24 protein-coding genes are annotated in these 24090 nt (G+C 72.6%); 6 read left to right on the top strand and 18 right to left on the bottom strand.

The window, feature by feature from the left end; genetic code table 11:
- Positions 1–86: 86 nt before the first annotated feature.
- The 3 genes from ABD262_RS12580 to purB all read right to left on the bottom strand — a co-directional run bounded on the left by ABD262_RS12580 (position 87) and on the right by purB (position 2383).
- On the bottom strand, positions 87–485 hold the full coding sequence (locus ABD262_RS12580; RefSeq protein WP_344136490.1) for an MmcQ/YjbR family DNA-binding protein: 399 nt from the start codon (positions 483–485) through the stop codon (positions 87–89).
- Positions 486–495: 10 nt separating this feature from the next.
- Positions 496–864 carry a DUF2568 domain-containing protein gene (locus tag ABD262_RS12575; protein WP_344136487.1) on the bottom strand — a complete coding sequence of 123 codons (369 nt, stop codon included), beginning with the start codon at positions 862–864 and terminating at the stop codon, positions 496–498.
- Between the two features lie 106 nt (positions 865–970).
- Positions 971–2383, bottom strand: coding sequence for an adenylosuccinate lyase (purB, locus tag ABD262_RS12570; protein ID WP_344136485.1), 1413 nt, complete (start codon positions 2381–2383; stop codon positions 971–973).
- Between the two features lie 161 nt (positions 2384–2544).
- On the opposite strand from purB, the gene ABD262_RS12565 reads away from it, so the two are divergent.
- Positions 2545–3582, top strand: coding sequence for an aldo/keto reductase (locus ABD262_RS12565; RefSeq protein ID WP_344136482.1), 1038 nt, complete (start codon positions 2545–2547; stop codon positions 3580–3582).
- A 57-nt stretch (positions 3583–3639) separates the two neighbouring features.
- Here the strand turns inward: ABD262_RS12565 and ABD262_RS12560 are convergent, their stop codons facing one another.
- The 15 genes from ABD262_RS12560 to ABD262_RS12490 all read right to left on the bottom strand — a co-directional run bounded on the left by ABD262_RS12560 (position 3640) and on the right by ABD262_RS12490 (position 18017).
- A complete protein-coding gene (locus ABD262_RS12560) occupies positions 3640–4473 on the bottom strand; it encodes an ankyrin repeat domain-containing protein (RefSeq protein WP_344138185.1) in 834 nt (277 codons plus the stop codon).
- Between the two features lie 47 nt (positions 4474–4520).
- Positions 4521–6068, bottom strand: coding sequence for an LLM class flavin-dependent oxidoreductase (locus ABD262_RS12555; RefSeq protein ID WP_344136479.1), 1548 nt, complete (start codon positions 6066–6068; stop codon positions 4521–4523).
- A 26-nt stretch (positions 6069–6094) separates the two neighbouring features.
- Positions 6095–6484, bottom strand: coding sequence for a tetratricopeptide repeat protein (locus tag ABD262_RS12550; protein ID WP_344136476.1), 390 nt, complete (start codon positions 6482–6484; stop codon positions 6095–6097).
- 24 nt (positions 6485–6508) lie between these two features.
- Positions 6509–7030 carry a low molecular weight protein-tyrosine-phosphatase gene (locus ABD262_RS12545; protein WP_344136473.1) on the bottom strand — a complete coding sequence of 174 codons (522 nt, stop codon included), beginning with the start codon at positions 7028–7030 and terminating at the stop codon, positions 6509–6511.
- 8 nt (positions 7031–7038) lie between these two features.
- Positions 7039–7815 (bottom strand): M56 family metallopeptidase, encoded by a 777-nt coding sequence (locus ABD262_RS12540; RefSeq protein WP_344136470.1) that lies wholly within the window; start codon positions 7813–7815, stop codon positions 7039–7041.
- A 68-nt stretch (positions 7816–7883) separates the two neighbouring features.
- Positions 7884–8318 carry a BlaI/MecI/CopY family transcriptional regulator gene (locus ABD262_RS12535; protein WP_344136467.1) on the bottom strand — a complete coding sequence of 145 codons (435 nt, stop codon included), beginning with the start codon at positions 8316–8318 and terminating at the stop codon, positions 7884–7886.
- A 10-nt stretch (positions 8319–8328) separates the two neighbouring features.
- Positions 8329–10137 (bottom strand): thiol reductant ABC exporter subunit CydC, encoded by a 1809-nt coding sequence (gene cydC, locus ABD262_RS12530; protein ID WP_344136464.1) that lies wholly within the window; start codon positions 10135–10137, stop codon positions 8329–8331.
- The gene (cydD, locus tag ABD262_RS12525) at positions 10134–11756 is read right to left on the bottom strand and encodes a thiol reductant ABC exporter subunit CydD (RefSeq protein ID WP_344136461.1); all 1623 of its coding nucleotides are present in this window, start codon (positions 11754–11756) and stop codon (positions 10134–10136) included. The genes cydC and cydD overlap by 4 nt, the downstream gene beginning before the upstream one ends.
- Positions 11756–12781 carry a cytochrome d ubiquinol oxidase subunit II gene (cydB, locus tag ABD262_RS12520; RefSeq protein ID WP_344136458.1) on the bottom strand — a complete coding sequence of 342 codons (1026 nt, stop codon included), beginning with the start codon at positions 12779–12781 and terminating at the stop codon, positions 11756–11758. The genes cydD and cydB overlap by 1 nt, the downstream gene beginning before the upstream one ends.
- Positions 12782–12862: 81 nt before the next feature.
- Entirely contained in the window at positions 12863–14296 is a 1434-nt protein-coding gene (locus ABD262_RS12515; protein WP_344136455.1) for a cytochrome ubiquinol oxidase subunit I, read from the bottom strand.
- Positions 14297–14488: 192 nt separating this feature from the next.
- Positions 14489–15505, bottom strand: coding sequence for a UDP-glucose 4-epimerase GalE (gene galE / locus ABD262_RS12510; RefSeq protein ID WP_344136452.1), 1017 nt, complete (start codon positions 15503–15505; stop codon positions 14489–14491).
- Between the two features lie 91 nt (positions 15506–15596).
- Positions 15597–16355, bottom strand: a complete 759-nt coding sequence (locus ABD262_RS12505) for a peptidylprolyl isomerase (protein ID WP_344136449.1) — start codon at positions 16353–16355, stop codon at positions 15597–15599.
- 109 nt (positions 16356–16464) lie between these two features.
- Positions 16465–16875 carry a hydroxyphenylacetyl-CoA thioesterase PaaI gene (paaI, locus tag ABD262_RS12500; protein ID WP_344136446.1) on the bottom strand — a complete coding sequence of 137 codons (411 nt, stop codon included), beginning with the start codon at positions 16873–16875 and terminating at the stop codon, positions 16465–16467.
- 27 nt (positions 16876–16902) lie between these two features.
- Entirely contained in the window at positions 16903–17688 is a 786-nt protein-coding gene (locus ABD262_RS12495) for an SRPBCC domain-containing protein (RefSeq protein ID WP_344136443.1), read from the bottom strand.
- Positions 17685–18017: an ArsR/SmtB family transcription factor gene (locus ABD262_RS12490; RefSeq protein ID WP_344136440.1), complete on the bottom strand. Its 333-nt coding sequence runs from the start codon at positions 18015–18017 to the stop codon at positions 17685–17687. Before ABD262_RS12490 ends, ABD262_RS12495 begins: the two co-directional genes overlap by 4 nt.
- 62 nt (positions 18018–18079) lie before the next feature.
- Here ABD262_RS12490 and paaN point away from each other — a divergent pair, with 62 nt between their 5' ends.
- The 5 genes from paaN to mgrA all read left to right on the top strand — a co-directional run bounded on the left by paaN (position 18080) and on the right by mgrA (position 23885).
- On the top strand, positions 18080–19819 hold the full coding sequence (paaN, locus tag ABD262_RS12485; RefSeq protein ID WP_344136437.1) for a phenylacetic acid degradation protein PaaN: 1740 nt from the start codon (positions 18080–18082) through the stop codon (positions 19817–19819).
- Between the two features lie 50 nt (positions 19820–19869).
- Positions 19870–20253: a phage holin family protein gene (locus tag ABD262_RS12480; RefSeq protein ID WP_344136434.1), complete on the top strand. Its 384-nt coding sequence runs from the start codon at positions 19870–19872 to the stop codon at positions 20251–20253.
- Positions 20253–21350 carry a histidinol-phosphate transaminase gene (gene hisC, locus ABD262_RS12475; RefSeq protein WP_344136431.1) on the top strand — a complete coding sequence of 366 codons (1098 nt, stop codon included), beginning with the start codon at positions 20253–20255 and terminating at the stop codon, positions 21348–21350. The genes ABD262_RS12480 and hisC overlap by 1 nt, the downstream gene beginning before the upstream one ends.
- 73 nt (positions 21351–21423) lie before the next feature.
- A complete protein-coding gene (locus ABD262_RS12470; RefSeq protein ID WP_344136428.1) occupies positions 21424–22806 on the top strand; it encodes an FAD-binding oxidoreductase in 1383 nt (460 codons plus the stop codon).
- A gap of 32 nt (positions 22807–22838) precedes the next feature.
- Positions 22839–23885 (top strand): L-glyceraldehyde 3-phosphate reductase, encoded by a 1047-nt coding sequence (mgrA, locus tag ABD262_RS12465; protein ID WP_344136425.1) that lies wholly within the window; start codon positions 22839–22841, stop codon positions 23883–23885.
- Positions 23886–24090 lie beyond the last annotated feature (205 nt).

The following is a 24090-nucleotide window of genomic DNA, read 5'->3' as shown; positions in this document are numbered from 1 at the left end:
TCGAAGACGCAAACCCAGTAATCCACACGTGAAAACGCCTGAGCCGCAACAGATCTCGATGCCCAGCGAACTCCCGGCGTCAGGGCTCAGTCGCCGAAGAACTCCTCGACCAGCTTCTTCGGGGCACGCGCGGCCCACGCATCCGTCACGACCTCCGCGAGCTCGGCGCGGGTAAGGCGGCCGAGGTCACGCTGGCGGAGCAGGACCGCGTTGTAGCCGTCGAAGTGCGGTGTGGTGAACCACGGTCCGTCACCGTCGACAAGCGCCTCCTTGTCACTCTGGTCAGGCACGCTGAAGACGATGACGTCCTGCATCCGCTCGCCGGTCTCGGGGTCGAGGGCGCCGGGTCGCGGCTCACGGAAGTGCAGGAACGACTTCTTCCGCACCACGTAGGCGGGGTTGCCCCACGACCGCCCTTCCTCGGCCTCGGGGAGCGAGAGCGCGATCTCCGCGAGGTCGGCCAGCTTCGCCTTGCGTGCGGCCATGGCAGCGACGCTATGCCGACTCGTGCCGGCCGCGAGTCGGGGCGTCGCCGACCAGCGCCTGGATCGAGGGCAGCTGGGCGAGCCCGTTCACCACCACGGAGAAGACGAGGAACGCGACCGCCCACCCGTGCTGCCCCACCGCCCAGAGGCCGAGCCCGGCCAGGCCGAAGACCAGCACCTTGGTGACCGGCCGGATCACCGGGCCCCCGAGCGGCGCCTTCGGTGACGCGAAGACCCACCAGACCCCGATGACCACCAGCACCATGCCGATGGCGAGCAGGACGCCGCCCTCGTGGTTGCCCCACACCGCCGCGGCTGCCGCAGCCAGCAGCTCGTCGACGAACACCAAGGCCAACACCACCCAGCCCAACGCCACCATGGGTCCAGCGTCGCACGCAGGCGACGAGCGGGGCCAGAGGCGTGAGAGGTATGCCGCGTGGTCACCACGCGGCATACCGGTCACCCCACGAGCTCAGTCGGGGTCGTCAGACATCCAGGAAGTCGACCAGCTCGGGGGCCACGCCGAGGTAGGTCTGCGGCGTCAGCTCGGACAGCCGCTTGGCGACGTCGTCGGGCAGACCGAGGCCTGCGACGAACTCGCGCAGGTCGTCGCCGGTGATGCGGCGACCACGGGTCAGCTCCTTGAGCCGCTCGTAGGGGTTCTCCATGCCGGCCACGCCCTGGGCGCCGAGGGCGCGCATCGCCGACTGCACCGGCTCGCCGAGCACCTCCCAGTTGGCGTCGAGGTCGGCGGCCATGGCCGCCGGCACCGCGTCGAGCCCGGCCAGCCCGCGAGCGGCGTTGTCGATCGCCAGCAGCGAGTGGCCGAACGCGACGCCGATGTTGCGCTGCATCGAGGAGTCGGTGAGGTCGCGCTGGAGCCGGCTGTTGACCAAGGTCGAGGAGAGCACGTCGAAGAGCGCGTTGCTCACCTCGAGGTTCGCCTCGGCGTTCTCGAACCGGATCGGGTTCACCTTGTGCGGCATCGTCGACGACCCGACCGTGCCCTGACCGCGCACCTGCGCGAAGTAGCCGAGCGAGATGTAGGTCCAGACGTCGGTGCAGAGGTTGTGCAGGATCCGGTTGAACCGCGCGAGGTCGGCGTAGAGCTCGGCCTGCCAGTCATGCGACTCGATCTGCGTGGTGAGCGGATTCCACTGCAGCCCAAGGGATTCGACGAACTCGCGGCTGAGCGCCGGCCAGTCGGCTCCGGGCACGGCCGCGAGGTGCGCGCCGTAGGTGCCGGTGGCGCCGTTGAGCTTGCCGAGGAACTCGGCCGCCCTGATCCGTCGCAGCTGGCGTCCGAGCCGGTGGGCGAGCACCGCCAGCTCCTTGCCCATGGTGGTCGGGGTGGCGGGCTGCCCGTGGGTGTGTGCCAGCAAAGGCACCTCGCGCAGGTCCGAGGCCATCGTCGCGACCGACTCGACGAAAGCGCCGGCCCGCGGGTGCCAGACGTCGGTGACCGCGCCCTTGACCATGAGGGCGTAGGACAGGTTGTTGATGTCCTCGCTGGTGCAGCAGAAGTGGATCAGCTCGGCGAGCCCGCGGTCCTCGTCCCCGGGGGCGATCGCGGTGAGGCGGCGCTTGAGGAAGTACTCGACCGCCTTGACGTCGTGCTGCGTCTCGCGCTCGATCGTCGCGAGCTCCTCGATCTCGGCCGCGCCGAAGTCGTCGACGACCTGGCGGAGCTGCCGCTGCTCGTCGTCGGTGAGCGCGCGCACGCCCGGCACGACCTGGTGGGTGGTGAGGAAGATCAACCACTCCACCTCGACCCGGATGCGCTCGCGGTTCAGCGCCGGCTCGGACAGGTGGTCGACGAGGGGAGCCACCGCACTGCGGTAGCGACCGTCGAGGGCGCCCAGCGCGATGGGCGGGGTCGCGTCAGCAAGCGAAGCCATGGCCCACAGTCTCCCAGAGTGCGCGGCCACCCCAGGACACCGGTATGCCGCGTGGTCGCCGCCCGGCGCCGGACCCTGCGCCGCCCGGTGCCGGGCTCCACTCCGGCCCCGGCCGGCCCGCGGCCGCGCGCCAGCCTGCGGCGCGGCATACGGTGGGAGGCATGCGATACACCACCCTCGGATCCAGCGGCACCGTCGTCTCCACCCAGTGCCTCGGCACGATGACCTTCGGCGCGGAGGCGGACGAGGCGACGTCCGGTGCGATCCTCGAGGCGTTCGTCGAGGCCGGCGGCACGTTCCTCGACACCGCCGACGTCTACTCCAAGGGCGTCTCCGAGGAGATCCTCGGTCGGTGGCTCGCGTCCCACCCAGAGGACGCCAAGGACCTCGTGGTCGCGACCAAGGGCCGGTTCGCGATGGGGGACGGAGCGAACGACCTGGGGCTCTCGCGCCGCCACCTGCGCCGCGCCCTCGACGACTCGCTGCGGCGCCTGGGGGTCGAGCACATCGACCTCTACCAGATGCACGCGTGGGATGCGGTGACCCCGATCGAGGAGACGCTGCGGTTCCTCGACGACGCCGTCAGCGCCGGGAAGATCTCCTACTACGGCTTCTCCAACTACCTGGGCTACCAGGTCACCAAGGCCGTCCACGTGGCTCGCGAGCACGGCTGGACCGCGCCGGTGACCCTGCAGCCGCAGTACAACCTGCTGGTCCGCGACATCGAGCACGAGGTCGTGCCGGCCTGCCTGGACGGCGGCCTCGGGCTGCTCCCGTGGTCGCCGCTCGCCGGAGGTTGGCTCACCGGCAAGTACCAGCGCGACACCACCCCCACCGGCCAGTCGCGGTTGGGGGAGGACCCCGAGCGCGGCATGGAGGCCTGGGGGCCGCGCAACCGGCAGGAGCGCACCTGGGCCGTCATCGACGCGGTCGGCGAGGTCGCCTCGGAGGCGGGCGTGACGTCGGCGCAGGTGGCACTCGCCTGGGTCGGCGCCCAGCCGGCCGTGACCTCGGTGATCCTCGGCGCGCGCACCGTCGAGCAGCTCACCGACAACCTCGCCGCGGCCGACCTCGACCTGTCCACGGAGCAGCTCGACCGGCTGGGTGCGGTCAGCGCACCGCACGCCGACGACTACCCGTACGGGACCGCCGGAGTGGGCCAGCGGCACCGGGACATCGCCCCTGCCTCGACCGACTGAGCCCCGTCGCGCCGGGTCGCGCTGGGTCGCGCAGGGGTCGCGCAGGGTCGCGCTGGGTCAGCTCGCCGAGAGGAGCGCCTCGACCCGGTCGAAGCCGAGCTGGTCGCGGTGGCTCGCGCGCGCGGCCCGGCACAGCTCGAGGGCGCTCGCGCCGTCGTCGTCGACCCCCTGAGGGTCGGCGCCGAGCGCGAGCAGGTGTGCGACCGACCGGTCGCGGCCACCCGCGGCGGCGAGTCGCAGTGGATGGCGTCCCCAGACGGCGTCGGCCCGATCCACCGGAGTGCCTGCGGCGACGAGGTCGTCGACCACGTCGAGGCGCTGGTGGTCGGCCGCCATCACGAGGGCGCGCAGCCGGGCCTGCTCGTCGGCCCCCTCGATGAACCCGCTGACATCGCCGACGGCCGCTGCCTCCTCGACCGACCCCGGGGTGGCGCCGGCCGCGACGAGGACGTCGACGACCGAGGTCATGCCGAAGACGGCGGCGTGGAGCAGGGCCGTCGCCTCGGGCACGCCCCCGCCCTGGGCGGAGGACCGGGCGTCGAGGTCGGCGCCCGCCGACAGCAGCTCGGCCGCCACGGCGGCGTCTCCGTAGCTCGCCGCCGTGATCAGCGGCGTCTCCGCGTCGCCGACCTCGCCGTCGACCGGCGCTCCGGCCTCGACCAGCGCTCGCGCCAGGTCACCGGCCCCCGGCACGTCGCCCCAGACGCCGGTCGCCGGGTCGAAGCGAAGCATCGCCACGAACCCCAGCGGGGACGCGCCCCGGGGATGCCCGGGAGACGGGCGCAGCCCAGCGGACGCGCGCCCGGGCTCGGCAGCCAGCAGCTCGCGCAGGGCCTCGACGTCCCCGGCGCGGAGCACCGCGAGCAGGCGTCGGTCAGACTGCTCGTCCATCGTGCCCACGAGCGGACCGTACCCCGCGACCGGCAGACGGGGCCAGGTCAGGCGAAGCCGTACCGGTCCAGGGCCGACACCAGCTCGTCCTCCTCGAAGGCGAGGTGCTCGAGCAGGGTCGACGACAGGAGGTCGACGACCCGCTTCAGCTCGGCCGTGCCCCCGCCGTTGGTGGAAGCAGTGCCCGACACCAGCCCGACCAGTGCCTCGTCGAGCTGTTCGAGCACGTCGTGGATGACCAGGTGCTCGGACTCCAGCCGGTCGAGCACCGGCGTGAGCGCCGGGTCGCTGCGGCGCAGGTGCGGGAACACCGACCGGTCCTCCAGGCCGTGGTGGCCGGTGACGAACCGGCAGTACTGCGCGCAGTAGGCGCCCAGCGTCCAGTTGTTCTGGCGCATGGTCAGCTCGTTGATGGCGTTGCGCGCGCGATGGGCCTGTTCCTCGCCGGCCACCACCTGCTCGACGATGTCGCGCAGTCGGGTCAGCTCGGCCCGGAGGCCGTCGTGCACCTCGACGAGGTGCGCTCCCGCGCCCGAATGGCGCGGCGTGGCGTCGTCCGACGCTGAGGGTGATGGTGATGAAAGTCGTTCCGCTGCAACGTCTTCCTGGCGTTCCGCCACCGCCGAGTCGAGGGTATGCCGGGTGCTCACCGCCTCCGCGGGTGTCGCCTCCCCGGCGACCGCGGTGCTGCGCCGTGCGCGCTCGTCGTCGACCAGCTCGCGCACTGCCGGCGCGACCTCGTGGGCGAAGCGTTCGACCTGGTCGATGGTGTCGACGGCCAGGATGTAGGTGCTCATGCCCTCGGTGAGGGTGAGCTCGGCGAGCTGCTCGGCCCACTCTCGCGGCGAACCCTGGAGCATCGAACCCCCGCGCGTCCCGCCGTCCGCCCCGAACCGTCCGTGGATGTTGTAGAGCCGGCGGACCGAGGCCGGGTCGCGCCCTGCCTGGGTGGCTGCGTCGTCGATGGTCCGGTTGAGCTCGCGCAGGGCGTCCGGCGCGGCATACCCCATGCTCGGCAGCCAGCCGTCCGCGGACCGCCCGGTGAGGCGCAGCATGCGCGGCTTGTAGGCGCCCAGCCAGATCTCGACCGGGTGCGCGGGGGCCGGTCCGGGGTGCAGCCCGACGACGCGGTGGTGCTTGCCCTCGACCCGCACGGTGGGGGCGCCCTCGCCGGCCCAGACCGCCCGGATGACCGCCATCGCCTCGGTGAGCGACTCGATCGACTCGCCGGGGGTCAGCCGAGTGCCGCCGGCCACGACGATGGCGTCGAAGAACGCGCCGGTGCCCAGCCCCAGCTCGACCCGCCCACCGCTGAGCCGGTCGAGGGTCGCCACGCTGCGCGCCAGGACGACCGGGGGGCGCAGCGGGAGGTTGGCGACGTTGGGGGCGACGCGCACCGAGGTGGTGCGCGCCGCGATGACCGACAACAGCGTCCAGGTGTCGAGGTGCTTGGCCTGGTAGGGGTGGTCCTGGATCGTCACGAGGTCGAGCCCGGCCACGTCGGCAGCCGCGCTGAGCTCGAGGACGAGGTCGGCGTGGGCGGCGTCCGGGCTCGGGAAGATCCCGAACTGGAGGTCCTGTCCGTAGTCGGTCATCGCGGGCTCACTTCGTCGGCACGGTCTCAGCTGGTCGGCACGGGCGTGGGGCCACCGTAGGCGGCCGGACGCTCGTAGTCCCCGAGCACCTCGGCCAGCGCCAGGTGGCGCTGCGCGTCGGCGTGCCGACGCTGGCGCTGGAGGGTGCGGCCCAGCAGCAGGTGCAGGTAACCGTCGTCAGGGGCGTCCTCGACCAGTGCGCGCAGCTCGGTCTCGGCCCGACCCAGCTGGGCCGACCCGAAGTAGGCGCGGGCCAGCAGCATCCGCAGGTCGGCCGTGCCGTGCAGGTGCTCGGCGCTGCCGGACTCGTCGACGAGCTCGCGCAGCGCGGTGGCGGCAGCGCTGAAGTCGCCGCGGTCGAAGAGGCTTCGGGCCCAGTCGAGCCGGAGGGCGAAGGGCGTGCTGTTCGTCGTCATGACCGCTCAACAATAGTTCGATATTCAACTATTCCGGGTGTCGAGTGCCTGGCGCACGTGCTCGACGATGCCGTCGGCCGCCGCCACCACCTCCGCGTAGGTCCGGTCGAAGGCGGTGTCGTCGCCGTAGTAGGGGTCGTCCATGTCGAGGTGGCCGCCGCGCTCGGCGGCCGGGTCGAACTCCCGGAACAGCCGCAGCTTGGCGCGCTGGCTCTCGGTGCGCGCGAGCCTGGTCAGCTCGCGCAGGTGACCGGCGTCGGCGGCGAGCACCAGGTCGACGTCGTCGAGCCAGGACCGCTCGAAGCGGCGGGCCACGTGGTCACGACCGCCGAAGTCGTCGTGCCCGTTGCGTGCCAGCACCGCGAGGGTCCGCGGGTCGGCCGGGTTGCCGACCTCCCACGAGTGGGTGCCCGCCGAGTCGACGACGACCCGGTCGCCGAGTCCGGCGTCCTCGAAGCGCTCGCGCAGGACGAACTCGCCCATCGGCGAGCGACAGATGTTGCCGGTGCACACGACGGTCACGCGGTAGGGACGCTCGGTTGCCATGCCTCCATTCAACCCACGGCGACGACGAGCAGGGCCACGGGGGCGGCGAGGACGCCCGCGGCGAAGGCCAGCATCGACGCCCGGAGCCACCCCGGCGCGGGGGGCTCGGCCAGCAGCCGCATCCGGGCCGCGGTGGTCGCGCGGTCCTCGGTGGCCCCGAGGGCGGTGTCGGGGTGGCTCCCGGCCGCGAGCGCGACCAGCGCCCGCGCGAGCGGCACGGGACCCACCGCCCGACGGGCGACGCGGTCCGCCAGCACCTCGATGAGCAGGTGCACCTCGCGCAGCGCCGGGGCGGCCCGGAGGCGGCCCGGGACCGCCCGGTGCAGCACGGTGAAGAACTCGAGCACCAGGTCGTGCCGGGCCCGCAGGTGGGCGCGTTCGTGGGCCATCACCGCGGCCAGCTCCTCGGGCGGGAGCGTCGCGAGGGTGCCCTCGGTGAGCACCACCCGTCGCCGCAGGCCGGGCAGGCAGTATGCCGTCGGCGTGGGGTGCGCGAGCACGCGCACGTGGTCGCCGGTGTCGGTCCCCAACGCGTCGACGAGGGTGCGGTGCCCCCGGCGCTGGGCGCGCAGCCCGGTGCCGATGGTGTGACCTGACCAGAGCAGGCGGACGAGCATGGCGGCGCTGAAGCCGGTCGCGAGGACCACCCCCCACCGCGGGAGCGTGGTGGACAGGGTCGCGGCGGGTGCCACCGCGAGGGCGGCGACGACGCCCGCGAGCGAGACGGCCTGCCACACCAACAGCGCCTCCCTCGGCGCGCGCCGGAAGCCGACGAGCCGGGTCATGACGCGCGGAGCGGGGCCGGTCAGGCCGAGCGCCAGGACCGCCAGTCCGGCCGCGGCGAGGGTGCTGCTCAGGGTGCCTTCGCCCGCGAGTCGGCGCCGTGCCGTGCCTCCACCTCGGCGAGCGCGGCCTTGAGGTCGGCGATCTCCTCGGGTGAGGCGTCGCCGAGGAAGTGCAGCATCGCGGAGCGTCGGTCGGTGGTGCCCATGCCGTGCAGCTGGTCGAGCATGGTCGAGGCGGTCAGCTCCTCGCGGGAGCCTGCGGGGGAGTAGCGGTAGGCGCGGCCGCTGCGCTCCTGGGTCAGCAGCCCGGCGTCCGCCAGCCGACCCATCACCGTCATCACGGTCGTGTAGGCGAGGTGGCGGCTGGTCACCAGCGCGTCGTGGACGTCCCGCACCGACACGGGAGCCCGGTCCTCCTCGGCGGCCCGCCAGACCTGCTCCATCACGGCCCGTTCGAGGTCGCCCAGCGTGTTCATCGCCTTGCGGTGCATCGTCAGCGTCACCTCATTCCGTTCACTGCAGGGTCGGCACGGCCTCGGGGACCGTGGTGGTCCCGGTCAGGTCCATGATGCCGTGTGCCTCGGCCAGCCCTTCGGGTCGGTGGCTCACCACCACCACGCTGCGCTCGCCGCGAGCGGCCAGCAGGTCCGCCATCACGGCCAGCGCGGTCGGGTGGTCGAGGTGGGCCACGGGCTCGTCGAGGAGGAGCACCGGGCGCTGTGACAGCAGCGCTCGCGCGATCGACAGCCGGGCCCGCTCCCCGCCGCTCAGCCCGCGGCCGCCCGCGCCGAGCCGGGTGTCCAGCCCGTCGGGCAGGCCTGCCTGCCAGCCGTCCAACCCGGCCGCGACCAGGGCTTCGACGAGGTCCGGGTCGGTCGCCGCGGGCCGGGCCAGCCGCAGGTTCTCGCGCAGCGTCGTGGCGAAGACGTGGGGCTCGTCGTCGACCACCGCGAAGAGCCCGCGCACCCGCTCCACCGGGAGCCCGAGGGCGTCCTGCCCGTCGACCAGGTAGCTCCCCGCGTGCGGGTCGAGCTGCCGGGCGAGGACGGCGAGGAGGGTCGACTTGCCGCAGCCGCTGGGGCCGGTGACCGCGACGACCTGGCCGCGTGGCACCTCCAGGTCTGCGTCCTGCAGGGCCTGCCGGCGGCCGTCCCACGAGGCCCCCAGGCCCCGGAGCCGAAGGTGTGGGACGTCGGTGGCGGGCTCGGTGGAAGGCACGGCGGGCGCCTCCGTGGCAAGCACGGTGGAAGGCACGGCGGACGCCTCGGTGGAAGGCGCGGCGGACGCCTCGGTGGAAGGCACGGCGGACGCTCCAGTGGCGGGTGGCAGGACGGCGACGGCGGGTCGTTCGTCGAGCAGTGCCGTCAGCCGGCGGTCGGCAGCGCCGGAGCGGGCCCACGCCCGAGCCGCCTCCGGCAACGCGGTGAACACCTCCGCCAGCGCGAACGGGGCCAACACGAGCAGCGCCGAGACCGGCGCGCTGTGGTCCGTGCGCGTCGCGACCAGGGCGCACCCCACGGTCGCCAGGGCCGTCGCGAGCGGCAGGGCACCGGTGGCCAGCGCGCGTCCGCGACTCTGGACCCGGGTCGCGTCGGCCACCCGGCGCTGGGCGTCCCGCACCCACCCGACCGCCTCGGCGCCGGCGCCGACGGCCTGCAGGTCGAGGGACTGGCTGGCGACCAGCTCGGTCACGCGGGCCACGTCGTCGCGGGCGGCCACCAGGGCGTCCATCGACCGGGTCTCCACGCGCCGGGCGAGCAGCGTCGTCAGTCCCGCCACGAGCAGGAGCCCGGCGACGACGAGGCCGGCTGCCGGCTCGACCCACGCGCAGAGCACCACGGTCGCGAGGCCCGCGAGCGCGGTCGTGACGATCGGCACGGTGACCCGCACCTGCGCCTCCACCCGCTCGGTCAGGTCGTCGACGACCCCCGCCAGCATGGCGGCCCGGCCGCGGCGCGGGAGCCGCGCGGGCGTGAGGGGCACCAGCGCGGCATACACCTCGGTGCGGGCCGTCGCGAGGTCGTCGAGGGCGGCGTCGTGCGACCGCAGCCGCTCCCAGTAGCGGAAGACCGGACGCGCCATGCCGAAGGTCCGGACGGCCACGATCGCGGTCAGGAGGGTGAGGATCACCGGGCGCTCGCTGGCGCGGACCACGAGCCAGCCCGAGGTCGCGGTCAGGGCGACCCCTGAGCCGAGCGCGGTGGCGCCGAGGGCGCCGGCGGCGGCGATGCGGGGCGAGAGGCGCGGCGCGCGGCGAGGCGAGCTGCGCGGCGCGCGGCGGAGCGAGACGCGGGCGGAGAGGCGGGGCGCGGAGATGGTCATGCCGTGACCGCCCGCGCGGTGGTGGTCGCTCGGAGGGTGACGTGGTGGCCGGTCAGGGCCAGGAGCTCCGCGCGGTGGGTGACGGCCACGACGCAGCGCTGCCGGGCCAGCTCGAGGATGACGCGGTGGGCCACGGCGACCGACTCGTCGTCGAGGTGGGCGGTCGGCTCGTCGAGCAGGAGCACGTCGGCGGGCGAGAGCTTGGCCCGGGCGAGCACCAGCCGGGCGCGCTGCCCGGCGGAGAAGCCGCGGCCGTCGTCACCGAGCGCGGTCTGCAGCCCGTCGGGCTGGGCGGCGACCACGCCGTCCAGACCCACGGCGCGCAGCGACTCCCAGATGGCGGCGTCGGTGACCTGGCCCGCTCCGAGCGTGAGGTTCTCGCGGAGGCTGCCGACGGTGAGGAACGGACGCTGCGTGACCAGGTGGACCGATCCGGTGCGGACGTCACCGGCCGTCGGGGTGCGCAGCCCCGCGAGGAGCTCCAGCAGGGTGGACTTGCCAGACCCCGACGGCCCGGTGACGACGGTCAGCCCGGTGGACGCGGTGAGGTCGACCCCCTCCAGCGCCGGCGTGTCCGACCCCGGGTAGCGGTAGGAGAGCCCGCGGGCGATGACGACCCCCGGCCGATGGGTCGGGGCCGGGGCACCGAGCTCCGGGGCCCCGAGCTCCGGGGCCGCGGGCTGCGGCGCCGCGAGCTGGGGAAGCGCCGTCGCCAGCGCCGCGGCGCCATCGGCTGCGCTGTGGAACTCGGCCCCCACCCGGCGGATCGGCCAGTACGCCTCCGGCGCGAGCAGGATCGCCAGCAGCCCGGTCGCGAGGTCGACCGACCCGTGCGACAGCCGCAACCCCACGGTCACGGCCACGATGGCCACGCAGATCGTGGCCAGCAGCTCCAGGGCCGCCGAGCTGAGGAAGGCCAGTCGCAGGGTCGCCATCGTGGCGCGACGGTGCCGCTGGCTCACGTCTCGGATCGTCTGCACCTGCCGCTCGCCCCGCCCGTACGCCACCAGGGTCGGGAGCCCCCGCACCACGTCGAGGAAGTGGCCGGAGAGGTCGGCCAGCGCACCCCAGCGGCGTTCGGTGGCGTCCCGGGTGGTCGCCCCGATCAGGGCCGCGAAGAGCGGCAGCAACGGCAGGGTCAGCACCACCACGAGGGCGCTCGGCCAGTCGACGAGCGCCAGGGTCACCACCGCCAGGACGGGCACGACCGCGGCCGTGACCAGCGCCGGGAGGAAGCGCGCGACATACGGCTCCACGCTGGCGGCACCCTGGGAGGCGAGCGTCACCGCGTGCGCGGTGCTGGGTCGGTCCTCCGCCGGAGCCGAGAGCCACCGGGTCAGCAGCTGCTCCCGCACCGCGCTGCTCACCGTGGTGCCCGCCGACGCGGCGACCGTCTCCCCGACGAACGACAGCACCGCGCGCACCAGCAGGACCACGACCAGGTATGCCGCGGGCCGGGCCACCGGCTCGCCGCGCACCACCGCGACCACGAGCGAGGTGAGCGCGAAGGCGGTGGCGACCGTCGCCACGCCCTGCGCCACCCCGACCGCGGCGAGCAGCCCGAGCGGGCGCCGGGCCTGCGGCACCGCGCGCAGCACGGCCGGGTCGAACGGACGCATCAGTGGCTCGCCACCGCGGGGATGTGCTGGGTGCCGATGCGCTTGCGGAAGACCCAGTAGGTCCACGACTGGTAGAGCAGGACGATCGGCGTGAAGACCACCGCGACCCACGTCATGATCTTCAGCGTGTAGGGGGTGCTGGAGGCGTTGGCGGTGGTGAGCGACCAGGCGGCGTCGGTGCTGCTGGGCATCACGTCGGGGAACAGCAGGAGGAAGTAGGTCGCCACCGCCATCGCGATGGTGACGAAGGTGCCCACGAAGGCCCATCCCTCGCGGCCGCGCAGGTTGGCCGCCAGCGCTCCCACCAGGGCGAGTGCGGCGAGCACCGTCGTGACCCACGAGGCGGCGTCGCCGCCGGACGCGCCGAGGATCCCCAGCAGTGCCACGGCGAGGACTGCCGTGACGACACCGGTGCGGGTGGCGATGTCCCGCGCGTCCGAGCGGATCGGGCCGTCGGTCTTCAGGGCCACGAACAGCGCGCCGTGGGTGAGGAACAGCCCCAGGGTCACGAGCCCGCCCAGCAGCGACACGGGGTTCAGCAGGGTGACGAGGTTGCCTGTGAACTCCTTGGCACCGTCGATGGGCAGGCCCCGCACGACGTTGGTGAGAGCGACGCCCCACAGCAGGGCGGGGACCAGCGAACCCACGACGATGGCCGCGTCCCAGCGGGCCCGCCAGCGCACGTCGTCGCGCTTGCCCCGGTAGTCGAACCCGAGGTTGCGCACGATGAGGGCGACGAGGATGAGCAGCAGTGGCAGGTAGAAGGCGCTGAACATCGTGGCGTACCAGTGCGGGAACGCCGCGAAGGTTGCGCCACCGGCGGTCAGCACCCACACCTCGTTGCCGTCCCAGACGGGCCCGATCGTGTTGATGAGCACCCGGCGGCGCTTCTCGGTCGTCTCGGCGTCGCCACCCCTGCCGAGGACGGGGAGCAACATGCCGACCCCGAAGTCGAACCCCTCGAGGACGAAGTAGCCGGTCCACAGGATGGCGATGATGACGAACCAGACGGTGCTGAGTTCCATGGCGGTGCAAGTCCTTCCGAGAGGTGCAGTGAGGGGGCCGGCGGGTCGGCAGGCGGGTCGGCCAGCCGGTCGGGCGGCAGGTCAGTAGGCGAAGGCGAGGGGAGCCTGGTCGTCGTGGGTCTCCGGGGTGGCCGGCTCCTCGAAGGGCGGCGCGCCCGCCCGCAGGTAGGTCAGGAAGAGCTTGACCTCGACGACGGCCAGCAGCCCGTAGAGCAGGGTGTAGACGACCATCGACGTGACGACCTCCCCGGCCGACACCGAGGGCGACACCCCGGTCTTGGTCGCCATCACCCCGAAGACGAGCCACGGCTGTCGACCGACCTCGGTGAAGATCCAGCCGAAGCTGTTGCCCAGGATCGGCAGCAACGGCGCGGCCATGATCGCCCAGTGCCACCAGCGGGCCCGGGGGATGCGTTCACCGCGGGTGGTCCACAACGCGAGCGCCGCGATGAGGGCGGCCAGGATGCCGACCCCGATCATCAGCCGGAAGCTCCAGTAGGACAGCGGGATGTTGGGCGTGTACGTCGCGTCGGCGGTGAGCGGGCTACCCGTGCCGTACTTCTGCGCGTACTCCTTCTTGAGCTCGTTGATGCCCTGGACGCTGCCGTCGAAGTGGCCGGTCGCGAGGAAGCTCAGGACCCCGGGCACGGTGATCGCGAACTTCTCTTCCGACCCGTCGAGCGACCCGACCGTGAAGAGGCTGAACGGAGCGTTGCCGTCCGAGCTCTCGTAGAGGGCCTCGGCCGCGGCCATCTTCATCGGCTGGACCTCGGTCATGATCTTGCCCTGGACGTCACCGGTCACCGCGACTGCCAGCCCGGCGACGAGGACCACGCTGGCCCCGAGGCGGGTCGCCCTGCGGTACATCCCCGCGTCCGCGCCCACGTCGCGGCGCCGCAGGTGCCACAGCGCGACCGCCATGACCATCGCCCCGCCGACCATGTAGGCCGCCGTGACCACGTGCGGGAAGGTCACGAGCTGGACCTTGTTGGTCAGGACGGCGACGAAGTCGGTCAGCTCGGCGCGGTGCGTCGTCGGGTTGTAGCGGTAGCCCACCGGGTTCTGCATGAACGAGTTGGCGGCGAGGATGAAGTAGGCCGACAGCAGCGTGCCGATGTGGACGATCCACATGCAGGCGGCGTGGAGCTTCTCGGGGATGCGGCCCCAACCGAAGATCCAGAGCCCGAGGAAGGTCGACTCGAGGAAGAACGCCAGCAGCGCCTCGATGGCCAGCGGTGCTCCGAAGATGTCGCCCACGAACCGGCTGTAGTCCGACCAGTTCATCCCGAACTGGAACTCCTGGACTATGCCGGTCACCAGGCCGAGGGCGAAGTTGATCGTGAACAGCTTGCCGAAGAACTTGGCCAGCCGCAGGTCGTCCTCGCGCCTGCGGCGGACCCAGGCGGTGTGGTACCACGCGACCAGGGCGGACAGCCCGATCGTGACTGGTACGAAGAGGAAGTGGTAGACGGTGGTGATGGCGAACTGCCACCGGGCGAGGTCGAGGTTGTCCATCCTGGCTCCGCGGTCGACGTGACTACTACATGGCGTAGTAGATACTACGGTATGTAGTAGTCAGGTCGACAGGGCCGAAGGTCCCGTGTGGGTCAGGTCACCGGTCGGTCACCGCGGGTCGGGCCACCGCGGGTCGGGCCACCGCGGGTCGGGCCACCGCGGGTCGGGCCACCGCTCAGTCGGGGTAGCCGCTCAGTCGGGGTAGCCGAGCGGGTTGCCGCGCTGCCAGCGCCACTGGTCGACGCACATGTCCTCGATGGTCCGCGTCGCCTTCCAGCCGAGCTCGCGCTCGGCCCGGGACGGGTCGGCATACGAGGCGGCGATGTCGCCGGCCCGGCGGCCCACCACCTCGTGGGGCAGCTCGTGGCCACAGGCCTTCTCGAAGGCGTGCAGCACCTCGAGCACCGACGTGCCGTGGCCGGTGCCGAGGTTCCAGGTGGACACCCGCTCGTCGGTCGAGCCCAGCTTGGTCAGCGCCGCGAGGTGCCCGGAGGCGAGGTCCTCGACGTGGATGTAGTCACGCAGCGCGGTGCCGTCGGGGGTGTCGTAGTCGTCGCCGAAGACGAAGAGCTTCTCCAGCTTGCCGACCGCCACCTGGGCGATGAACGGCATCAGGTTGTTCGGAGTGCCCGAGGGGTCCTCGCCGATGGTCCCCGACTCGTGCGCGCCGACCGGGTTGAAGTAGCGCAGCAACGCGATCCGCCAGCGCTCGTCGGTGCGGGCGACGTCGCGCAGCACCTGCTCGATCATCACCTTGGTCCAGCCGTACGGGTTGGTCGCGGAGGTCGGCAGGTCCTCGGTGAACGGCGGGGTCGCGCTCTCGCCGTAGACCGTCGCCGACGAGGAGAAGACCAGCCGGAAGCAGCCGTGCCGTTGCATCGCGCGCACCAGGGCGAAGGTCGAGTCGAGGTTGGTCTGGTAGTACTCCAGCGGCACCTCGACGCTCTCGCCGACGGCCTTGAGCCCCGCGAAGTGCACGACCGCGTCGAACTTGCGCTCGGCGAACAGCGACTCGACCTTGTCGCGGTCGGTGAGGTCGAACGCGTGGACCTCCAGCGGCCCGCCGGTCAGGGCCTCCAGTCGCGGCACCACGGTGGGCTTGGCGTTGGAGAAGTTGTCGACGACGACGACCTCGTGGCCGGCCGCCCTCAGCTGGACGACGGTGTGGGACCCGATGTACCCGGCACCGCCGGTGACCAAGACGCGCATGGCCCCACCGTATGCCGCGGGCCCAGCTCCCAGCCACGGGCCGCCACCTCGTGGGCTGGGAGCTGGGTGCGAGCGGGACTGGGAACCGGGGTCAGCGACCGCTCTTGGCGCGCTCGATGGTGACCCGGTGGGCCGGGGCGCCGTCCTCGGGTGTGCCCTCGGTGCCGGGGTCGATGCCACCCGCGGCGATCTCGTCGAGCACCCGCATGCCCTCGTCGGTCACGTGGCCGAAGACCGTGTAGTCGGGCCGCAGGCGCGAGTCCCGGTAGACGAGGAAGAACTGGCTGCCGTTCGTGTCGGGGCCGCCGTTGGCCATCGCGAGCGTGCCGCGCGGGTAGCTCTTGCGGCTGCCGTCGGGGAAGCCGGGCCAGTTCTCGAGCGCCCGGGCCGAGTCGAGCTCGTCCTCGAACGCGTAGCCGGGGTCGCCCCAGCCGGTGCCGAGCGGGTCGCCGCACTGCAGGACCGACAACGCGAACGGCGGCGTCTGGTAGGCGGTGAGGCGGTGGCAGTCGGTGCCGTCGAAGTACTTCTGGTGCGTCAGGAACGCGAAGCTCTGCACGGTGCACGGCGCCAGCGCGCGGTCGAGCACGACCGGGATGTCGCCGTGGTTGGTCTGGAGGGTGAAGCCCAGGGTGCCGCGGGCGGGCGTGCGGGCCGGGTCCTGGGGCAGCCCGGTCCAGGTGGAGTAGGTCTGGTCCTCGAGCGGGGCGTAGCCGCAGGCGCCTCGGGTCGGCCCGTCGGCGGGCGTCTCGCCGGCGGTCGCGACGCCGGGGGTCAGGGCGGCCGAGGCGGCGACGCCGAGCGCGACGGCCAGCGTCCGCAAGGAGCTCTGGATCTTCAGGGTGCGCATGTGTCCTCCCAAGGTGTCCGGGCCGGTTCTCGGCCACCTCGGACCCTAGGGACGAACACGACATTTCGCGCGTCGAGCGCCCGCCGCGACAGCGCGGCGGCCGACCGGCTCAGCGCGGCGGCAGGCTGCGCGACCGGCCGCGGAACTCCGCCACCAGCGCCCCGTCGGACTCGCGCGTCACCGTCACGTCGGTGATCCCACTGCGGCCGTATGCCGCGCGGACCCGGCCGTCGGCGACCAGCACGTCGCCGCGGTGCGCCGTCGTGACGAAGGTGATGTCGGCCCCGGCCGCGACCGTGAGCTGCCCCCGGGAGTTGCAGGCCAGCGCGAACGTCGAGTCGGCCAGCGTGAAGATGAAGCCGCCGTGGGCGATGTCGTGCCCGTTGACCATGGCGTCGGTGACGGTCATCCGCACCACGGCGTGGTCGACCTCGACGACGGTCGCCTCCATGCCGAGCCCGCGGGAGGCGCGGTCGTCGGCCCACATCCGGGAGACGTGGGTCAGGTCTGCGTCGTCCATGCCCCGGAGTCTGTCAGAGCGGCAGGCTCAGTCCCCGGCGCCGGCGAAGCGCACGTCCCAGGGTCGGACGGTCACCCCCAGCAGGCCGCCCAGCACCGACTGGTCGTCCGTCGTGGCCAGTGCCTCGACGTCGACCTCGGCGCCGGCAGGCAGGCGCAGCACCGCCATCCCGGTGCCGGCTGCCGCGTCCACCGGACCGGCCGCCACCAGCCACCCGCGCTCGCCGAGCCGCTGGAGGAAGGCGACGTGCTCGGCGAAGAGCGGGTGGGCGAACACCGACCCGCCCTCGGCCAGCAGCGGTCCGGGCCGGTGCTCGAGCGCGAACCAGCGTTCCGCCCCAGCGGAGCCCGGCTCGTCCTCGGTGCCCAGCCGCCGTTGGTAGCCGGAGAGCACGACCGGCCAGCCGTGGTCGTACTCGTCGCGGGCCTGCTGCGGCTCGGCCAGCCGCTCCCACCCCGTGTGGGTGAGCGTCACCAGCGTGCCGGCTCCGTCCTGGGTGAACTCGACGGTGACCTCGGTGGCGCGTTCGGGTCCCTGGCCGGGGTGCCAGGTCATCGCGAACCCGACCGGTCGCTCCCAGTGCAGCACCGTGCCCCAGACCGCCGTGTCGGACCCGCGTCGCTCCACCAGCGCGCCGTCCTCGAAGGCGACGCTGCCCTCGGCGCCGAACACGCTGTGGGTGCCCAGCGGCCACCAGGCCCCGAGGTGGGCGGTGAACAGCTCGAAGGCCGTGTCGGCGTCGCACCGCACCCGGACCTCGCGTCGCACGGGGGCGATCGGGTGGCCGGTGCTGGGAGTGGTCTCGGTGGTCATCGAGGTCGTCCTTCCGACTCAACGCCCTGCTGGTCGACATACGTGGCGAAGGAGGCGAGCGCGGTGTCCCAGGTCGTCACCAGCCACTGCTGGAGGTCGACGAGACCGTCGGGCGCGAGGGCGTAGAGGTTGCGCGTGCCGCGGCTCTCGTGGTCGACCAGCCCGGCGCCCTCCAGCACCTTGAGGTGCTTGCTCACCGCGGGCCGGCCGATCGGCATCGCCGCGGCGATCTCGCCGACCGCGCGCGGGCGCTCGGCCAGGAGCTCGAGGATCTGCCGGCGGCTGGGGTCGCCGAGGGCGTCGAGGGCGAGGGCTGATTGGTTACTCATGGGCAACGGTTACTCTAGAGCGACGGTTAGGCCGATGTCCAGAGCCCTTTACGATGAACCGCATGATCGAGGACCGCACGACCACGGCAACGGCGCCCAGCACCCACCCGCTCGTCACCAAGCACGCGGAGCTGCTCGCCCAGGCGACCACCGCGCTCGCGGAGCGGTCGTACTTCAGCCGCTTCCCCGAGTCGCCGTCCCCGCGCGTCTACGGCGAGGGGGCTGCGGAAGCCGGCCAGGCGGCATACGAGGCGTTGCGCGACAACGCGTTCGGTGGTCTGGGCGACGTGCGCACCGATGGCGACTGGGTCGGCGAGGAGGTCTCGCCCTACGGTCCTGCGCTGGGGATCACGTACCCGCACCTCGACGTCGACGCGGCTCTGGCCGCCGCGACCGAGGCGATGCCGGCCTGGCGTGACGCCGGTGCCCGCACGCGGGCCGCCGTCTGTGTCGAGATCGTCGAGCAGATCAACGCGCGGTCGTTCGAGAACGCCCACTCGGTCATGCACACCACGGGCCAGCCGTTCGTGATGGCGTTCCAGGCCGCGGGGCCGCACGCCCAGGACCGGGCGCTGGAGGCTGTCGTCGCCGGTCTCGTCGAGCAGGAGCGGGTGCCGAGCTCGGTCGTGTGGGAGAAGCCCGGCCGCGACAAGGAGGGCAACCCCGCGCCGCTGCGGATGCAGAAGGACTACCGCCTCGTGCCGCGCGGCGTCGCCCTCGTCATCGGCTGCAACACCTTCCCCACGTGGAACGGCTACCCCGGGCTGTTCGCGTCGCTCGTGACCGGCAACCCCGTCATCGTCAAGCCGCACCCGCGGGCCGTCCTCCCGCTCGCGATCTCCGTGGCGGTGTGCCGCGAGGTGCTCTCCGCGGCCGGCTTCAGCGCCGACCTCGTGCAGCTCGCCCCCGAGGCCGAGGGCGAGGGGCTGGCCAAGGTGCTCGCCGAGCGCGACGAGGTGCGGATCATCGACTACACCGGTGGACCGACCTTCGGCGCGTGGCTCGAGGAGACCGGCGCTGCTCGCGGCCAGCTGGTCTACACCGAGAAGGCCGGCGTCAACACGGTCGTCGTCGACTCGACCGACAACCTGCGCGGCGTGCTGGGCAACCTCGCGTTCTCGCTCAGCCTCTACTCCGGCCAGATGTGCACGACCCCGCAGAACCTCTACGTGCCGCGCGACGGCATCGAGACCGACGAGGGCCACCTGTCGTTCGAGGACTTCGGTGGGCGCCTCGCCGCGGCGATCGGCAAGCTCACCGGCGACGACGCCCGTGCGGTCGAGCTGCTCGGCGCGACGGTCAACGACGGGGTCCGCACCAACGCGGCCGGTCTCGCCGCCCTCGCCGAGGAGGCCGGTGGCACGGTCGTGCTGGACTCCCGCGAGGTCAGCCACCCGGCCTACCCCGACGCCGTCGTCCGCGCCCCCGGGCTGGTGAGCATGGACGCCAGCCGCGAGGACGTCTACACCCAGGAGTGCTTCGGCCCGGTCACGTTCCTCATCGGGACGAGCGGCACCGACCAGTCGCTGGCGCAGTTCCGCGACACGGTCCGCGAGCACGGTGCGATGACGGCCGCGGTCTACTCGACCTCCGAGGACGTCCTCGACGCGGCTCGTGACGCGGCCGCCGATGCTGGCGTCGCGCTGTCCGAGAACCTCACCGGGCCGGTGTTCGTCAACCAGACCGCGGCGTTCTCCGACTTTCACGGCACCGGCGCCAACCCGGCGGCGAACTCGGCCTACGTCGACGCGGCGTTCGTGGCCAACCGGTTCCGGGTGGTCACCTCCCGCCGCCACGTCTAGTTCGGCACGCCGGGTTCGGCGGAGCGCGCTGATCTGGCACGATCGGGACCATGAACTTCCTGATCAAGGTCGCGGTCAACGCGGCGGCACTGTGGATCGCGGCCTGGCTGGTGCCCGGCATCAGCTTCGGGGACGGCAAGTTCGGCTCCAAGTTCGCGACCGTCCTGCTGGTCGCGCTGGTCTTCGGGCTCGTCAACGCCGTCGTCAAGCCGATCGCGAAGTTCCTCAGCTTCCCGTTCATCATCCTGACGCTGGGGCTGTTCACCTTCATCGTGAACGCCTTCATGCTGCAGCTGACCGAGTGGATCGCCGACCCCCTCGGGCTGAGCTTCACCATCAACCACTTCTTCTGGGACGCCGTGCTCGGCGCGATCGTCATCACGATCGTCTCGATGGTCCTCGGCTGGGTCCTGCCCGACGGCGACGACGACTGATGGGAGACGGCGACGTCCGCTTGCGCGCGGCCCTCGACCAGGTGCCTGCCTACGTCCCCGGCAAGCCCGCCGCGGCGCCCGAGGGCGTCACGGCATACAAGGTGTCCTCCAACGAGAACCCCTACCCGCCGCTGCCGTCGGTGCTCGAGGTCATCCGTGCGACCGCCGGCTCGGTCAACCGCTACCCCGACATGGCCGTCACCGAGCTCACCCAGGCGCTCGCCGAGACCCTCGGGGTGCCCGCGGAGCACATCGCCACCGGCACCGGCTCGGTCGGGGTCCTCGGTCAGGTCATCGCGGCCACCTGCGACCCCGGCGACGAGGTCGTCTACGCCTGGCGCTCCTTCGAGGCCTACCCGATCGTCACCGCCCTGGCCGGAGCGCAGTCGGTGCAGGTCGGGCTCGACGACCACGCCCGGCACCGCCTCGACGCGATGCGTGCCGCGATCACCGACCGCACCAAGGTCGTCATCGTCTGCACCCCCAACAACCCCACCGGCCCGATGGTCACGCACACCGAGCTGGAGCGGTTCCTCGAGTCCGTGCCGAGCCGGGTGCTCGTCGTGATCGACGAGGCCTACGTCGAGTTCGTCACCGACCCCGAGGCGCCGCGCAGCCTCGAGCTCTACCGCGACCGCCCCAACGTCATGGTGCTGCGCACCTTCTCCAAGGCCTACGGCCTGGCCGGCCTGCGGATCGGGTATGCCGTGGCGCACCCCCCGGTCGCGGCCGCCCTGCGCAAGACGGCGACCCCCTTCGGCGTGAACTCGATCGCCCAGGCCGCGGCCGTCGCGTCGCTCAAGGCCTACGACGAGCTCAAGGAACGCGTCGACGCGCTGGTCGCCGAGCGCACCCGGGTGGTCGCGGCGTTGCGCGGGCAGGGCTGGTTCATCCCGGAGACGCAGGCGAACTTCGTCTGGTTCGGGCTCGGTGACCGCTCCGGCGACTTCGCCGCGGCCGCGCAGGAGGCCGGGCTGACCCTGCGCCAGTACGGCACCGACGGGGTGCGCGCCACGATCGGCGAGACCGAGGCGAACGACGTGCTGATCAGGGTCGCCGGCGACTTCCTCTCCGAGCACCCGGTGGACCCCGCCTGACCGTCGTCCCTTTGGGGGAGGGCGTCACCCGGGATCGGGAGGAGAGTCGGCAGCACACTCCCGGAGGCCTGCCATGACCGACCTGACTGACGCCCGCCCGATGATCCCGGAGTTCTCCGGCCAGCAGCTGGCCCCGGGCGATGACGGCTACGACCGAGCCCGCAGCGTGTTCAACGGGATGATCGACCGGTCGCCGAGCCTGATCGCGACCTGCGTCAGCGCAGCGGACGTCGCGGCGGCCATCGCCTGGGCGCGGGCGTCCGACCTGCCGATCTCCGTCTACGGCGGAGGGCACTCGGTCCAGGGTTCCGCGGTGCTCGACGGGGGTCTGTGCGTCGACCTGCGCGGGCTGCGCGACATCGTGGTCGACCCGGACAGCGCGACCGCCCAGGTGGGCGGCGGGTGCACGTGGGGTGAGCTCGACGCGGCCACCCAGGTGCACGGGCTCGCCGTGACCGGCGGGCGCGTCTCGACGACCGGCGTCGGTGGCCTCGCCCTTGGCAGCGGGAGCGGCTGGCTGGAGCGCAGGTTGGGGTTCACCTGCGACAACCTGCTCGAGGCGCAGGTGGTGACTGCGGACGGGCAGGTCGTCACCGCCTCGGAGACCGAGCACCCCGACCTGTTCTGGGCGCTGCGTGGCGGTGGCGGCAACTTCGGCGTCGTCACCCGCTTCACCCTGCGGCTCCACCCGATCGGGCCGATCGTCTTCGGCGGCATGCTCATGTACCCGGCGCCGATGGGAGCCGCCGTGCTGCGCAACTTCCGCGACTTCGTCGCCGACGCCCCCGACGAGGTCGGCGGTGGCGTCGCCTTCATCACCGCCCCGCCGATCGAGATGGTGCCGGAGCCGGCTCGCGGCAAGCCGGCCGTGGGCGTGATCGTGGCCTGGACCGGACCGCTCGAGGAGGCGGAGCGGGTGCTGGCGCCCCTGCTGGAGTTCGGGCCGCCGGCCTTTGCGCAGGTGGGGCCGATGCCCTACCTGGCCCTCCAGCAGATGCTCGACGACGCCAACCCCCACGGCATGCAGAACTACTGGACCGCCGACTTCTTCGACGAGCTGCCGGACGAGGCGGTGGAGACCCTCGCGTCGCTGGCGACCGCTCCGGTGTCGCCACTCAGCCAGGTCATCATCGTGCCGGGTGGCGGTGCCGTCGCGCGCGTGCCCGAGGACGCCACCGCCTTCGGGGAGCGCCAGGCCGCGTTCAACATCCACTACCTGTCGATGTGGCCCGACCCGGCCGACACCGAGGCCAACATCGCCCACACCCGCACCCTGGCGACCGCGCTGAAGCCGTGGACGACGGGAGCGGTCTACCTCAACTTCATCGGCGACGAGGGGAGTGAGCGGATCGAGAGCTCCTTCGGCGAGGCCAAGCTGGCCCGCCTGCGCGCGACCAAGGCGGAGTGGGACCCCGACAACGTGTTCCGGCACAACCAGAACATCGCCCCCAGGTAGTCGGGGAGCCCCGGGCGCGACAGACTGGGGCCATGGTCGACACCTGGCTCCCGCCCTATCTCGCCCGCCCCGACCGCTACGGTCCGATGCCCTACCGCAAGGTCGGGCAGAGTGGTCTGCGGCTGCCCGCCGTGAGCCTCGGCATGTGGCACAACTTCGGCGACGACAAGCCGTTCGACGTCCAGCGCGCGATCCTGCGCCGTGCCTTCGACATCGGCATCACCCACTTCGACCTCGCCAACAACTACGGGCCGCCCTACGGCAGCGCCGAGCAGAACTTCGGCCGGCACTTCGCCGCCGACTTCCGGCCCTACCGCGACGAGCTCATCATCAGCTCGAAGGCCGGCTGGGACATGTGGCCGGGTCCCTACGGCGACGGCGGTTCGCGCAAGTACCTGGTCGCGAGCCTCGACCAGACGTTGCAGCGCACCGGGCTCGACTACGTCGACATCTTCTACTCCCACCGCCCCGACCCCGACACCCCGCTCGAGGAGACGATGGGGGCGCTCGCCAGCATCGTCAAGCAGGGCAAGGCCCTGTATGCCGGCATCTCCAGCTACGGTCCCGAGCTCACCGCGCGGGCGGCTGACCTCCTCGACGAGATGGGCGTGCCACTGCTCATCCACCAGCCGTCCTACTCGATGGTGAACCGGTGGGTCGAGGGCGGCCTGCTCGACACCCTCGGGGAGCGCGGCATCGGCTGCATCGCGTTCAGCCCGCTCGCGCAGGGGATGCTGACCGACAAGTACCTCGGCGGGATCCCCGAAGGGTCCCGGGCCAGCCAGGGCAAGTCGCTGTCGCCCGACCTGCTGACCGACGAGACCCTGGCGCACGTCCGCAAGCTCAACGACCTAGCCTCCGAGCGTGGCCAGTCGCTGGCCCAGCTGGCGCTGGCCTGGGCGCTGCGCGACGACCGGGTGACCTCGGTGCTGATCGGCGCCTCGTCGGTCGGCCAGCTCGAGGACTCCGCCGCGGCGGTCGGCAACCTGAGGTTCAGCGACGCGGAGCTCGAGGAGATCGACCGCGACGCCGTCGAGGCCGGCATCGACCTCTGGCGCACCCAGTCCCGCCTCACCTGAGCAGCGAGCCCTGCCGCGCGCGGCAGATGCGGGCTCGTTCGGAAGGCAAACCCGCTGGTGGCGAGCGCGGAGGAGTCCGGATTCTGAGATTTTCGGTCGTCCCGATATCTTGGCCCGGTAAGGCCCCCCTGTGAGCGCCGCCACAAGCGCGCCCCACACCAGCCGCCCCACGACGGCGGAGACCCCGCCCGGGTGAAGAAGGAGT

Source organism: Pedococcus bigeumensis (assembly GCF_039531795.1).
GTDB lineage: Bacteria > Actinomycetota > Actinomycetes > Actinomycetales > Dermatophilaceae > Pedococcus > Pedococcus bigeumensis.
Note: the sequence above shows the minus strand (reverse complement) of the source record. Positions and strands in the feature narration are given on the sequence as shown.